Consider the following 12,425-nt stretch of genomic DNA (forward strand, 5'->3'; position numbering starts at 1 on the left):
ACATGACACGGGAAGCGGCCTTTTCCATCACGTCGCTGACCTCCGAAGGAACGGCGGGGCGGCTGGCGTGGTCCGTTCCCGCAGTGTTTGGCGTGATGGGCGGCATTCAACTGGGGCTGGGCGTGTGGTGGGGGGCACTGACGCTGCTGCTGGGCAGCGTGCTGGCGCTGCGTGACGCCCGCCTGCCCCTGGCCGCGCTGGCGCTGCTGGGCGCGGCCCTGGGCTTCGGCTCTGAGCGGCTGGTCACCGGGCGGGCCGATCCGCTGGCCCCCTGGCTGGGCGCACAGGTCACGCTGAGCGGCGAGTGGGACGGGCAATTCCTGACCCTGAAGGCCCCGCGCGCGCGGCTGGCGGTGGCCCCTAAACCCGCCGTCAGGCCGGGCAAACTGGTGGTCAGCGGGCGGCTGGTGGCCCCGGAAGGCCAGCGCACCCCGGGCGGCTTCAATCAGGCGGCGTGGCTGCGCGCCCAGGGCGGCATTTTTCTGACCACGCCGACAGCGGTGCTGGTGGCCGCCAAAGTGCGCGACAGTCAGGCCGAGACAGGACTGCGCGGCTGGTTCCGGCGGGGACTGACGGCGGGCCTCCCACAGCGTGAGGCGGCGCTGATGACCGCCATCGAGCTGGGGGACCGCAACGACATTGGCCGCGAGGAATTTGCAGCGGGCTACGGCATCCGCGACGCCTTTACCCGCTCTGGCCTGGCACACCTGATGGCGCTGTCGGGGCAGAACGTCGCGCTGATCACGGTGGTGCTGATCTGGGGGCTGGGGTGGTTCGGGTTGTCGCCGCTCCTGCGTTACGGCATTCCCGCTACCCTGCTGCTGCCGTATCTGGCGCTGGTGGGCGTCTCCCCCAGCATTACCCGCGCGGTAATCATGGGCTTTACGGTGTTGTTGGCGCTGGCCCTGGGACGCGGGCGGCCCGATCCCTACGGCCTGATGGCGCTGACCGCCGCCGTCTGCCTGCTGCTGTTTCCACTGTGGCTGCTGGACATCGGCTTTCAGTTGTCGTTTCTGGCGGTGCTGGCCCTCACGCTGTCCATGAAGGCCGCCGGGCGGTTGCCGGACCGCTGGCCGCTGTGGCTGCGGCTGGCGCTGGTGGCCACTGTACTGGCCGAGTTCGGCACGCTCCCGGTGATCGCCGCCACCTTTGGGCAGATGCCGCTGGTGGGTCTGCCCGCCAACCTGGCAGCAGGGGTGGTCATGACCGCACTGGTGCCGCTGGGCTTTCTGGCCGGGCTGCTGGGGCCAGCGGCCATTCTGGTCAACTGGCTGGTGGGACCGCTGGCGGCGCTGCTGCTGGGCATCGTGGAAACCTTTGGGCAGGCTCCGGTGCTGACCTGGGGACAGGTCTCGCCCGCCGGATTCGTGGCCTACGCGGTATGCGCGGCGGCAGGGGTGCTGTGGCTGTGGGGCCGGGTGCGTTTCCGGGCGGTGCTGGGCGTGGTGCTGGCCTGCACGCTGCTCACGCTGTTGCCCGCACGACTGCACCCGGCCCGCGAGCTGGTCTTCGTGGACATCGGGCAGGGCGACTGTACCCTGATCCGCCTGCCCCACCTGACCGTGCTGGTGGACGCGGGCGGTTCAGTCGGGTCCGATTACGATGTGGGAGGCCGCACCGTCGTTCCTGCCCTGCGTGCGCTGGGCGTGCGGAAAATCGACGTGATCATCGGCACCCACGCCGACACGGACCACATGGAGGGCATCAGCGGCGTGCTGCGCGCCCTGCCGGTGGGCGAGGTATGGATCGGGCAGCGCAAGACCGATGATCCGGTGCTGACCACCGTGCTGACTGTGGCAAAGGAGGAGGGCGTCCCCGTGCGCGAGGTCCGGCGCGGCGATCAGGTGGCCTCGGACGGGGTAACAGTTACGGTGCTGTGGCCGGTGGGCCAGGTCTGGAGCACCGAGGACAACGAGAACAGCGTGGCCGTGCGCGTGCAGTCCGGCGCGTGGAGCACCGCCATTCTGGGAGACCTGCCGGACCCCACCGAGAACTACCTGGGTCTGGGCCACCTGAGCCTGCTGAAAGTCGCGCACCACGGCAGCCGCTTCAGCACCGACGCCGAGCTGCTGGAGGAAACCACGCCCGGCGACGCCGTCATCAGCGTGGGCCGCAACAATTACGGCCACCCGCACCCGGACGTGCTGGAGCGGCTGGCGACGGCGGGGGTAAAGGTCTGGAGGACCGATCAGATGGGCACGGTCAGGTGGCCGATTCCGTGAACAGGAGCCATCAAAAATGCTGTCATCTTCCAACTCTGCCCTGACTATTGCCACACAGACGACCAGACTCACCCTGAACCGCGAAGGGGCAACCCTGGTGATGTTATGAGATCAACTTGTGCATCTCCGAAACACCGTTGACCAGCTTCCAACGACGATCTGCTGGCCGGACGACTTCGGAGCTTCTCCCACGGTCATGCACCGATACAGGGAACTGAGAACGGTCATCCAGCCACAGTGGCCCGAATTGGGCTTTTATGACATGACAAGTCTGTCTGCCGAAATAACGGCTGACACTTCCGAGATGGGCGACGACCTCGATGACCTCTCTGACCTTGTCAAGGACCTGAGTGAAGCGGTCCAGCTTGCCGCGACTGATCTGGCCGGAAGTCTATCCTGGCTGCGCTTCACGGCTGACACGCATTGGGGTTATCACGCCGACGATCTGATACGCCATCTCAATTTCGTGGTCGCGTATGGAGCGGCCACCGAGCAGGATTAAATTTCCACCCGGTCCCCGGTCCGCGCTGCGCCAAACAGGGCGTCCAGCACCCGCGCGTGCCTCACGCTGTCTTCGGGGGGATACCAGGCGTCTTTCTCACCCAGCACGACTTGCTGAAAGTGTTCCACCATCGCGGTGTAGGCGTTAAAGGGCGGAAATTCCTCCTCGCGGACTCCGGCGGCACTGGTGATGGTGAACTTCACGGGGGCCTGCGGGTTGCTGTTGTACACGCCGTTCATGTCCAGCGTGCCGTGCGTTCCCAGGATGGTCAGGCGCTCGGTGGCCGTGTCGCCCCAGTCGAAGGCGCACTCCACACTTGCCAGCGCCTGCGGATACTCCAGCACACCGCTGAGGCCCAGATCCACGTTTCCTGGCGTCCAGCGGGCGCGGGCGACGGCGGCGGCGGGTTCGCCCAGCAGCAGGCGAATCAGATTGACCGGATAGGTGCCCACGTCATACAGCGCGCCGCCGCCCTTGTCGGCCAGCCAGCGGAAGTCCTCGGGATTGTTCAGCGTAAAGCCGTAGGCCGCCCTGACGGCCCGAATCTCGCCCAGCTCACCGCCCTGCACCAGCTCGCGCAGCCGCGTGATGTGGGGGTGAAAACGGTACGCGAAGGCTTCGAGCAGCACCCGGCCCGTTTCCGCCGCCGCGTCGGCCAGCGTCTGCGCCTCGGCGGCATTCAACACCAGCGGCTTCTCGGTCAACACATGCTTGCCCGCGCGCATGGCGGCCAGGGACCAGGGCAGGTGCAGGTCATTGGGCAGCGGGTTATAGACCGCGTCCAGCTCGGCGTCCAGCACCTCCTGATAGCCGCCTACAATCGGAACCTGCCATTCCCCGGCAAAGGCCCGCGCCCGTTCGGAGGCGGGATCGCGCACGCCCAGCGCCACCACCTCTCCCCCGCTGGCCCGGATGGCCGGAATCAGCGCCCGCGCAATGCGCGCCGCACCCAGCAGGCCCCAGCGGAGTCCGGCACCGGAACGGTCAGTTGTTGTCATGGCTGAGCATGACACGGCGGCGGACAGAGGTCGGGCTTTTCCCACTCACCGCCGATTCAGCAGATACACCTTGGGGTGATGGCCGCCGCTGGACACCTGCAACAGCTCGCGGGCGTTCCACTGGGTATGACCAGTCAGCAGGTCCTCGAACAGGCGGATTTCGTGCGTGATGACGGCCATGCGGCCCTGGCGGCTGAGCAGGCGGTGCATCTCCTGCAAAAAGGCCGGGTACAGCGCCGCGTTGCCGCCGTGGGTGCCGACGGCGTCGCCCCACGGCAGGTCCGCCACGATCAGATCGAAGGAGCGGGCGGAGAGGCCGGTGTGCAGGGCGTCGATGCGCGCCACCTCGATGTCGCGTCCGGCAGCCTCGATGTTGGTCTTGGCGCAGTCCACCGCCGTCCCGTCAATGTCCACGCCCACCAGCGCGTCGCACGGCCCCAGCAGGTCGCGTTCGATCAGCAGGGTGCCGCTGCCGCACATCGGGTTGAAGATACGGTCCACGTCGCGCTGCCCGGCCAGTTTGTGGGTGGCGTAGGCCAGCGTGGCGTTCAGGCCGCCGTGCATGTTGCACACCCGCCAGGGCCGCGCGCTCAGCGGCTTGGGCGTGGTGCGGGCCAGCACCTCCCAGCCAGGGCCGTCCGTCTCGGGGCGCAGGCGGATCAACAACTGGCCGTCTTCCTGGCGGTAAGGCAGCTCCAGGGCGTTCTCCAGTTCCTCGGCCAGGCGCTGCATCACGCCGGATTCCTTGCCCGCCGCGCCCAGCCGGAAGGAGGTCTGACCGCCCACCGCCAGAACCTCACGCAGAAAATCGGTCAGCTCGCCCAGTTGCTGGTGGCCCAGCAGCCCACGCGGGCGCGGCACGTCCCAGGCGCGGATGCGGTACACGGCCAGCGCCGAACGCAGGCGGGTCAGGCGTTCGGGATCCCCGGGAAACCAGAAGCGCAGGCCCCGGAGATCGCGGGCCAGCGGCACGGCCCCCAGTTCGGTGGCGGCGACGTGTTCCAGCCCCGGCAGCACCTCCAGCTCGTACTCGTGGGCGGGCTGGCGGGCGCGGTAATCGGTCTTGGGACGACTTTTCCTCTTCCCGGCGGGCTGAAATCGGTCTGATGGGTGGGGGCGAGGCATAGCAGGGCAGTATAGCCCCCCGTGCGGGTGGGATGGAGGTCCGAGGATCTGGGGAAGGCATTCGCGGCTGACGGGCAGCGTCTCACCGCCAGAAGATGGCGCACTGCTCTGGCGGCTTGCCGGTCAGACGGTTTGACCACACGACCGCCCAGACCGGCTCCACCACCCCACCGCCACACACCGCCTGGCAGCAGGCGTACAATCCGGGCCGCATATATATGACCCGGCCTTCCGCCCCCGATCCGCGTTTTCCGACTCCCAGCGCCACGGGACTGCGGCGCAAGCCCTGGCTCTCGCGGCTGCGCCCACCGCAACTGATCGCGCTGACCTTTCTGCTGGCGATCCTGGTGGGGACCGGCCTGCTGCTGCTGCCGATCAGCCTGGAGCCGGGCCAGAGCATCCGCCCGGTGCAGGCGCTGTTCATGGCGACGAGCGCGGTGTGCGTGACCGGGCTGGCGGTGGTGGACCCCGGCAGCACCTTTTCCAGCTTCGGCGAGGTGGTGATGCTGCTGCTGATCCAGATCGGCGGGCTGGGGCTGATCACGCTGGGCACGCTGTTCGCGCTGGCGCTGCGGCGGCGGGTGGGCATTGCGGACCGCATTCAGGTGGCGCAGCAGGTCAGCGCCCTGGAGCTGGGCGGCGTGGTGAAACTGGTCCGCACGATTGTCCTGAGTTCGGTGCTGGTGGAGCTGGCCGGAACGGTGCTGCTGTCCACCGTCTTCGTGCCGCAGGAGGGGCTGGGACGCGGGCTGTACTACTCGCTGTTCCATTCAGTCAGCGCCTTTAACAACGCGGGCTTCAGCCTGTACGCCACTGGATTGACCGGCTTCGTGACCAATCCGCTGATCAACCTGATCATTCCGCTGCTGATCGTGCTGGGCGGCATGGGTTTTCTGGTGCAACTGAATGTGCTGGCCTACCTGCGTGACCGCCGCCGCAACCGCCTGAACGCCAACAGCAAGTTGTCGCTGACCATGATGGCCGCGCTGCTGATCTTCGGCACCGTCAGTTTTGCCGTGCTGGAGTGGAGCAATCCGGCCACGCTGGGCACATTGCCGCTGGGCGACAAATTGCTGGCCGCGTGGTTTCAGGGCGTCACGCCGCGCACCGCCGGATTCAACACGCTGGACTACAGCACCATGCACTACGGCACTCTGTTCATCACGATTTTGCTGATGTTCATCGGGGCCAATCCCGGCTCCACGGGCGGCGGCATCAAGACCACCACCTTTTACGTGATGATGGCCTCGGCCTGGGGTATGGTGCGCGGGCGGCACGACACCACGCTGTTCCGGCGGCGCATCGACACCACCACCATCCTGCGGGCCATGACCGTGGGGCTGCTCAGCCTGGGCCTGGTCAACCTGGGCTTCTTGCTGATGCTGCTGCTCAACACCAACCCGGACCTGCGGTTCAGCCAGCTCTTCTTCGAGACGATCAGCGCCTTTGCCACCGTCGGCCTGAGCATGAACGCCACGCCGCTGCTCAACCCCGATCAGGAAATCGTGCTGATCTTTCTGATGTTCCTGGGCCGGATTGGCCCGCTGACCTTCGCGGTGGCCTTTAGCCGCCCGGATTCCAGAACGCTGGTGCGCTATCCGGCAGAGCATGACATCCTGATCGGGTGATGGGAGGCATGCGGCGTCTGAAAAAGCAGAGAGGCCCATTCCCGGTGCTCGCGGGAGCACGGCTGGACATCCCACTCTCCCGCCCGTTTGACCCCCTGCCCCCCGCACTCTTAGACTGCCCCGACACGTGACCCGTCGCCCCTCTTCACTGCCCCGCCGCGCCCTGAGCGCCCGCCTGACGCCGCCGCAACTGCTGGCGCTGGTGTACGCGGCGGGCATCTTGATCGGCACCGGGCTGCTGCACCTGCCGGGGGTGCAGCGGGCGGGGGCCACGGCGCTGGACAGCGTAGAGCTGCTGTTCACGGCCACCAGCGCCATCTGCATCACCGGGCTGGTGGTGGCCGACACCGGCGAGGCGTTCACGCGGCTGGGGCAGGTCATCATTATCGCGCTGGTGCAGATCGGCGGGCTGGGCATCCTGACCTTCGGCACGCTGTTCGCCTTTCTGACCGGGAGGCGGCTGAATTTCAGCGAGCGCCAGGGCCTGGTGGCGCAACTGAACGCGCTGAACGTGGGCGGGGTGCTGCCGCTGCTGCGGGCCATCCTGACCTACACCCTGGTCACCGAGCTGATCGGCGCGGTGCTGCTGTCCTTCCGCTTCGTGCCGCAGTACGGGCTGGGCGAGGGGCTGTATCAGGCCGCCTTCCACGCGGTCAGCGCCTACAACAACGGCGGCTTCGTGGTGCTGGCGGGCGGCATGGCCCCGTATGCGGCGGACCCGCTGGTCAGCCTGACCATCAGCGTGCTGGTGATCCTGGGCGGACTGGGCTTTCTGGTGCAACTGAATTACGTCTCGCACCTGCTGCGGCCCCGGCAAAACCGCCTGCTGGTCTACAGCCGCCTGACCATGCTGACCACGGCCATTCTGCTGACGCTGGGAACAGTGATCATCCTGATCCTGGAGTGGCAGAACACCAAGACGCTGGGCGCGCTGTCCACCCCCGGCAAGTTCCTGGCCGCCTTCTTTCAGAGCATGACGCCGCGTTCGGGCGGCTTTGCCACCGTGGATGTCGAGTCGATGAACACCGCCACCATCTTTACCATCATCGGGCTGATGTTCATCGGCGCGAATAGCGGCTCCACCGGCGGCGGCATCAAGACCAGCACCTTTGCCATCCTGGTGGGCAGCGCGTGGAACATGGTGCGCGGGCGCGGCGAACTGATCCTGTTCCAGCGGCGGGTGGAGGGCGAGAACGTGGTGCGGGCGGGCAGCATCACCACGCTGTACACGTTGCTGGTGGCCGGAGCCTTTTTCCTGCTGCTGGCCACCAATCCCAAGCTGGGCTTCACTCACCTGCTGTTCGAGACCGTCAGCGCCGCCGCGACCGTGGGCCTGAGCATGAACACCACCCAGCAGCTCAACGATCCGGGCCTGCTGATCGTGACCGCGCTGATGTACCTGGGACGCATCGGCCCGCTGACCTTTGCCGTGGCCTTCAGCCTGCGCAGCACCCAGCACCGCAACGTCAAGTACCCGCCGGAGCGCGATATTCTGGTGGGATAAGGACTGTCTAACCGTCGAACGGTCTAACCGTCTAAAGCTAAAAATCTTTGCGGTTTGACGATCAGACCTTTAGACGGTTAGACCTCTTCAAAAAAGTGCCAAGCCTCCACCTCCGATCAAAGGAAACCCCATCCCATGAAGACCAAACAATGCCTCGTGATCGGCCTGGGCCGGTTCGGCACCGCCGTCGCCACCACCCTCTACGAGATGGGCCACGAAGTGGTGGCGGTGGACCACAACGAGGAAAACGTGGAACGGGTCATGAATCTGGTGACGCACGCGGCCATCGTGGACGCCAGCGACGAGCGGGCGCTGCGCTCGATTGGCGTGGGCGATTTCGACGTGGTGGTGGTGGCGATTGGCACCGACGTCCAGGCCAATATCCTGGCCACCATGAACGCCAAGAGTCTGGGCGCGTCCTACGTAGTCACCAAGGCGGTGGACGAGATGGCCCGGCGCGTGCTGGAGCGCATCGGGGCGGACCTGGTGATCCGGCCCGAGCACGACATGGGCGTGCGGCTGGCCCGCCAGATCGCCACTCCCAACATCGTGGACACGCTGGACCTGGGCGGCGACTACGCCATCGTGGAGATCGAGGCCAACGAGCGCCTCAAGGGCAGCCTGCGCGATCTGAACCTGACCGGGCGGTTCGGCGTGCAGATCATCGCCATCAGCCGCTCGGGCAAGATCGAGGTCACCCCCCGCGCCGAGGACGAGCTGCGCCCCCACGACAAGCTGGTGTTGATCGGCACCAGCCACAATCTTGATGAGCTGCGGCGGTATCTGGGAGAGTAGCCCCTCTGGCCTACTCAGCGAATCGAACCTCTCTCTGTGGGCTTGTCTGGGACAACTTTTCAGCGGCTTCCATACCGCCGCTCAATGACCACCCGCCGCACAATGCGGTCCGTCAAACCCGGCAGCAGGCTATCGAGCAGCGCTACCGCGCGGTAAATCCCCGGCACGGTCACCTCGCGGCGGGGGCGGTCGAGCACGCTGGCCACGGCGCGGGCCACCACTTCCGGCCCCGGCATGGGCAGGCGGGCGCGGGCGGTCATCTCGCTTTTCACGAAGCCAGGGGCGATCAGGCTGACGTCCACGCCGCTGCCCAGCAACTCGCGCCGCAGGCCCAATGAAAAGCCGCGTATTCCAAATTTGCTGGCGCTGTACATGCCGTTGGTGGCCGCCCGCCCCGCCACCGAGCCGATGTTGACGATGTGGCCGCTGCCGCGCGAGCGCATCTCGGGCAGGACCAGCCGCACCAGTTCGATGGGCGCTTCCAGATTCACGCGCACGACGCGCAACGGATCGGGATCGTCCCACCACCAGCCCTGCTCCACCGTGACCCCGGCGTTGTTGATCAGCACGTCAATGCGCCCGAACCGCGCGTGGGCCGCGTCGATCAAGGCGCGGCGCGAACCGGCGTCGGTCACGTCGGTGGGAACAGCCAGGACGCGCGAGCCGCTGGGATCGAGTTGATGGGCCAGCGCCGAGAGCTGATCTTCCCGGCGGGCCGCCAGCACCAGCGCATGCCCGCGGGCCGCCAGTTCGCGCGCCGTCGCCAGGCCGATGCCACTGGACGCGCCGGTGAGGACCACCACGCGGCGGGCAGGGGTTGAGGTTGAAGTCATGGCCTGGATGCTAGCGCCCCGCCTCCAAGCTATCTGCTGAAGATCAGTACGAGAGGCTGAAGATATACGATCCCCCATTCTGTTCGCGGTCAAGCCCCACCCGTTGCCAGCCCGTCGCACCAAGGGCATTGAAAATCCCCATCATGGGCTGGGTGGACGGCGGGGCATGGATGGCTGTGGCGAAGGCACCCATGCTGGGGAAGTTATCGACCCGATGACCGTCCTCAACATGCACCGTACCGTCGTTATTGGTTAATACTGCAAGGTATCGATGTCTCATAATTGACCTCCACAGCCACCTTAGAAAATAGGGCGTCAAGTCAGCGTCAAGTCGGAGCACCACCCCCTCAGCCGGGCATCAGGCAAAGGCGGCAGACTGGCGGGGTGAAGCCCTGGCCCCCGCTCAAATCAGCCCTCCTGACGCTGCCGCTGCTGTGCGCCGCCCTGCTGAATGTGGAGGGCCGGGCCGCCACGCCCGGCAGCATTCCCGCGCTGCCGCCGGGTGTGGCAGCACCTGTGCCCAAACCTCCAGCGCCCAAACCCCCAGCGCCCAAACCCCCAGCACCCAGACCTCCTCCAGTTGGGACCCCGCCCGAAATCGTGCCCTCGGCCCCGGTCCATCCGCAGACCGCGCCTCCGCTGGTGCCGCTGCCCAGCGCGCCCCGGTCCATGCCAGCGCCGACTGTGCCGAGACCGCCCGCCTCTTACCGGCCCAGCGATCCGCTCTACTCCCAGCAGTGGGACATGACCACCATTGGTATGCCGCAGGCCTGGGCGCAGACAGGCGGAGTCGGCTTGAACACCCTGCCCATCACGGTGGCCGTGCTGGACACCGGCTTCGTCAACTCGCCGGAACTGGCCGGGCGGGTGGTGGGCGGTTACGACTTCGTGCATGATCCCGCACGGGCCGGGGACGGTGACGGGCGCGACGGAGACGCCTCCGGGGTGGGCCAGTACGCCTACCACGGCGAGGTGGTGGCCAACATCATCGCCGCCGCGCATGACGGGCGGGGCATGGCCGGGATCAACCCCTCGGCGCGCATCGTCCATGTGCGGGTGGCGGGCACCGACGGCCTGATCGATCCGCAGGACCTGGCCGACGGCCTGCGCTGGGCGGCGGGCATCACGGTGCCGGGCGTTCCGGCCAACGCAGACCCGGCCAGGGTGCTGAACCTGAGCCTGTACGCGGATTTCATTCCACTGACCGGCTGCGACGCGCGTATTCAGAACGCCATCGACGCCGTGAACGCCAGGGGCGCGCTGATCGTGGTGGGGGCGGCCAACGACGGCGCGGACGCCTCGGGCTACTCGCCAGCGGGCTGCCGGGGCGTGCTGACCGTGACCAGCGCCACCCAGCAGGGAACGCGCCCCGGGTACGCCAACTGGGGCCGCCCAGTGGCCCTGGCCGCGCCGGGAGGCGAAACCGGCCACGGCATTCCCGTCAGCAGCCTGAGCGGGCCGGGGGGCGTGCGTGCGCCGGAAGGCACCAGCATGGCCGCGCCGCATGTGGCCGGAGTCGCCAGCCTGCTCCTGAGCGTGCGCCCCCGCCTGACGCCCACACAACTCCGGGGCCTGCTGACCCGCACTGCCAGCCCGTTTCCGGGCGGGCGCTGTGACCCGGACCCGGCCCGCACCTGCGGAAGCGGCACCCTGAACGCGGCGGCGGCGGTGCGCGCGGCGCTGGCATCCAGTCTGGGCAGATAACCGGGACTGGGGTCAACCCCACACACCTCCAGCGCTCCAACCCTTCGGCCCACCAAGCCACGTCCCGCGCTCTGGCCGCTAGGATGGGGCCATGAGGTTTCAAGCATGAACGCTCCCGCCTGGCGCGTCTGGCTGGTCACGGCGCTGGTGTGCGGCTGGGGCATCCTGACCATTCGTTTCGTGACCCAGAGCAACTGGCCGCTCGCCATTGTCAGTCTGGTGCTGGCCGTCTTCAATGGCTACACGCTGTATCAGTTGACCCGCCGGGGCAAATAGCTACCGCAGGCGGCGGCGACTCAGTCGGTTGCCCCACTGACGGGCGGCGCGTTTCAGGTCATCCGCGGCCAGCACCACGCGCGGCGAGGTCCAGACCTGCGACGCCTTCTGAACGGCCCAGCCCTCTCCCAGCGTGACGGCGGCATGCTGCGCCAGACCGTCCGCACTGCACCACAGCAGGACGGTTCCGGGCTGATCGTCGTTGCCGCCGGGCCGGGTGCGCTCCTCCAGGAACGCCTCGAACGGTTCGCGCTGCATCCACTCGTTTTCGGCCCCAGCCATGCCCGCCGCGCCCATCACCGCGCCGAAGCAATTTGCGCCGCTGTGGGAGGCGAAGGTTGCGGCCAGTTCGCGGACACGGGGTAAACGGGCAGAGGCGGCTTCCCAGACACCCTCCGGCACCTGGGGTTTCTGACAGGGCGGATCACCAGCGCCGACGACACGCTCTAGCACGGCGTCGGTCAGCAACTCAGGCGTCCAGAGAAAGCGGGCCTGTGGCAGACCGGGCAGCAGATCGGCAAAATCGCGGCGGCGCGGGATGTTGCCCCGCTTGTGCCGAACCTGGACTGACAACAGCTCGCGCTGACGCCTCGGGCCAAGGCCCTGCCATTCCGCCAACTCCAGCCACGCCACCCGGTCCGCCCCCGCCGCGATGCCCCAGACGGCGTTGGTGTCGCGTTCTTCAGGCGTCAGCCCCACCGCCTTGCGTGAAACGGTGGGAAGGTCAAATTCTGTGGCCTCCTCCCCGGTCAGGAAGAACAGCAGGCGCGGCGGCGCGAGCCAGCCTCGCCACAGGGCTTGCAATTCATCTGGGACGGGAATATTCAGGACTCGCATC

General features: G+C 67.4%; 12 protein-coding genes. 7 read left to right on the forward strand and 5 right to left on the reverse strand.

Features of this window, described 5'->3' with window-relative positions; genetic code table 11:
* Nucleotides 1–2: 2 nt before the first annotated feature.
* Nucleotides 3–2,222, forward strand: a complete 2,220-nt coding sequence (locus Q322_RS0101695) for a DNA internalization-related competence protein ComEC/Rec2 (protein ID WP_084147719.1) — start codon at nucleotides 3–5, stop codon at nucleotides 2,220–2,222.
* A 304-nt stretch (nucleotides 2,223–2,526) separates the two neighbouring features.
* Nucleotides 2,527–2,724 carry a hypothetical protein gene (locus Q322_RS22985; RefSeq protein ID WP_156952824.1) on the forward strand — a complete coding sequence of 66 codons (198 nt, stop codon included), beginning with the start codon at nucleotides 2,527–2,529 and terminating at the stop codon, nucleotides 2,722–2,724.
* On the opposite strand, the gene Q322_RS0101705 is transcribed toward Q322_RS22985, so the two are convergent.
* Both Q322_RS0101705 and Q322_RS0101710 read right to left on the reverse strand, forming a co-directional pair.
* On the reverse strand, nucleotides 2,721–3,722 hold the full coding sequence (locus tag Q322_RS0101705; protein WP_029475316.1) for a Gfo/Idh/MocA family protein: 1,002 nt from the start codon (nucleotides 3,720–3,722) through the stop codon (nucleotides 2,721–2,723). The two genes, Q322_RS22985 and Q322_RS0101705, sit on opposite strands and share 4 nt — an antisense overlap.
* Before the next feature lie 45 nt (nucleotides 3,723–3,767).
* Nucleotides 3,768–4,847 carry a methyltransferase domain-containing protein gene (locus tag Q322_RS0101710; protein ID WP_029475318.1) on the reverse strand — a complete coding sequence of 360 codons (1,080 nt, stop codon included), beginning with the start codon at nucleotides 4,845–4,847 and terminating at the stop codon, nucleotides 3,768–3,770.
* Between the two features lie 218 nt (nucleotides 4,848–5,065).
* On the opposite strand from Q322_RS0101710, the gene Q322_RS0101715 reads away from it, so the two are divergent.
* The 3 genes from Q322_RS0101715 (at nucleotide 5,066) to Q322_RS0101725 (ending at nucleotide 8,774) form a co-directional block, all read left to right on the forward strand.
* Nucleotides 5,066–6,475, forward strand: a complete 1,410-nt coding sequence (locus Q322_RS0101715; RefSeq protein WP_051668024.1) for a TrkH family potassium uptake protein — start codon at nucleotides 5,066–5,068, stop codon at nucleotides 6,473–6,475.
* A 127-nt stretch (nucleotides 6,476–6,602) separates the two neighbouring features.
* Nucleotides 6,603–7,979, forward strand: coding sequence for a TrkH family potassium uptake protein (locus Q322_RS0101720; protein WP_029475323.1), 1,377 nt, complete (start codon nucleotides 6,603–6,605; stop codon nucleotides 7,977–7,979).
* Nucleotides 7,980–8,114: 135 nt separating this feature from the next.
* A complete protein-coding gene (locus Q322_RS0101725) occupies nucleotides 8,115–8,774 on the forward strand; it encodes a potassium channel family protein (protein WP_029475325.1) in 660 nt (219 codons plus the stop codon).
* A 59-nt stretch (nucleotides 8,775–8,833) separates the two neighbouring features.
* Here the strand turns inward: Q322_RS0101725 and Q322_RS0101730 are convergent, their stop codons facing one another.
* Together Q322_RS0101730 and Q322_RS22990 are read right to left on the reverse strand one after the other, a co-directional pair.
* Nucleotides 8,834–9,607 (reverse strand): SDR family NAD(P)-dependent oxidoreductase, encoded by a 774-nt coding sequence (locus Q322_RS0101730; protein WP_029475327.1) that lies wholly within the window; start codon nucleotides 9,605–9,607, stop codon nucleotides 8,834–8,836.
* 43 nt (nucleotides 9,608–9,650) lie between these two features.
* Complete coding sequence (locus Q322_RS22990) at nucleotides 9,651–9,800, reverse strand: hypothetical protein (RefSeq protein WP_156952825.1); 150 nt, start codon at nucleotides 9,798–9,800, stop codon at nucleotides 9,651–9,653.
* A gap of 191 nt (nucleotides 9,801–9,991) precedes the next feature.
* Here Q322_RS22990 and Q322_RS0101740 point away from each other — a divergent pair, with 191 nt between their 5' ends.
* A complete protein-coding gene (locus tag Q322_RS0101740; protein ID WP_245593102.1) occupies nucleotides 9,992–11,311 on the forward strand; it encodes a S8 family serine peptidase in 1,320 nt (439 codons plus the stop codon).
* A gap of 105 nt (nucleotides 11,312–11,416) precedes the next feature.
* Nucleotides 11,417–11,587 carry a hypothetical protein gene (locus Q322_RS24020; RefSeq protein WP_169739072.1) on the forward strand — a complete coding sequence of 57 codons (171 nt, stop codon included), beginning with the start codon at nucleotides 11,417–11,419 and terminating at the stop codon, nucleotides 11,585–11,587.
* Here the strand turns inward: Q322_RS24020 and Q322_RS0101750 are convergent, their stop codons facing one another.
* On the reverse strand, nucleotides 11,588–12,424 hold the full coding sequence (locus Q322_RS0101750; protein WP_029475332.1) for a hypothetical protein: 837 nt from the start codon (nucleotides 12,422–12,424) through the stop codon (nucleotides 11,588–11,590).
* Nucleotide 12,425 lies beyond the last annotated feature (1 nt).

The sequence above is a fragment of the Deinococcus frigens DSM 12807 genome (genome assembly GCF_000701425.1).
Classification (GTDB): Bacteria; Deinococcota; Deinococci; order Deinococcales; family Deinococcaceae; genus Deinococcus; species Deinococcus frigens.

Bases quoted from the DNA above. Each gene is read 5' to 3' on its own strand.
- Q322_RS0101705 (WP_029475316.1), bottom strand. From the start codon at position 3,722: ATGACAACAACTGACCGTTCCGGTGCCGGACTCCGCTGGGGCCTGCTG.
- Q322_RS24020 (WP_169739072.1), top strand. From the start codon at position 11,417: ATGAACGCTCCCGCCTGGCGCGTCTGGCTGGTCACGGCGCTGGTGTGC.
- Q322_RS0101750 (WP_029475332.1), bottom strand. From the start codon at position 12,424: ATGCGAGTCCTGAATATTCCCGTCCCAGATGAATTGCAAGCCCTGTGG.
- Q322_RS0101725 (WP_029475325.1), top strand. From the start codon at position 8,115: ATGAAGACCAAACAATGCCTCGTGATCGGCCTGGGCCGGTTCGGCACC.
- Q322_RS22990 (WP_156952825.1), bottom strand. From the start codon at position 9,800: ATGGGTGCCTTCGCCACAGCCATCCATGCCCCGCCGTCCACCCAGCCC.
- Q322_RS22985 (WP_156952824.1), top strand. From the start codon at position 2,527: ATGGGCGACGACCTCGATGACCTCTCTGACCTTGTCAAGGACCTGAGT.
- Q322_RS0101715 (WP_051668024.1), top strand. From the start codon at position 5,066: ATGACCCGGCCTTCCGCCCCCGATCCGCGTTTTCCGACTCCCAGCGCC.
- Q322_RS0101730 (WP_029475327.1), bottom strand. From the start codon at position 9,607: ATGACTTCAACCTCAACCCCTGCCCGCCGCGTGGTGGTCCTCACCGGC.
- Q322_RS0101710 (WP_029475318.1), bottom strand. From the start codon at position 4,847: ATGCCTCGCCCCCACCCATCAGACCGATTTCAGCCCGCCGGGAAGAGG.
- Q322_RS0101695 (WP_084147719.1), top strand. From the start codon at position 3: ATGACACGGGAAGCGGCCTTTTCCATCACGTCGCTGACCTCCGAAGGA.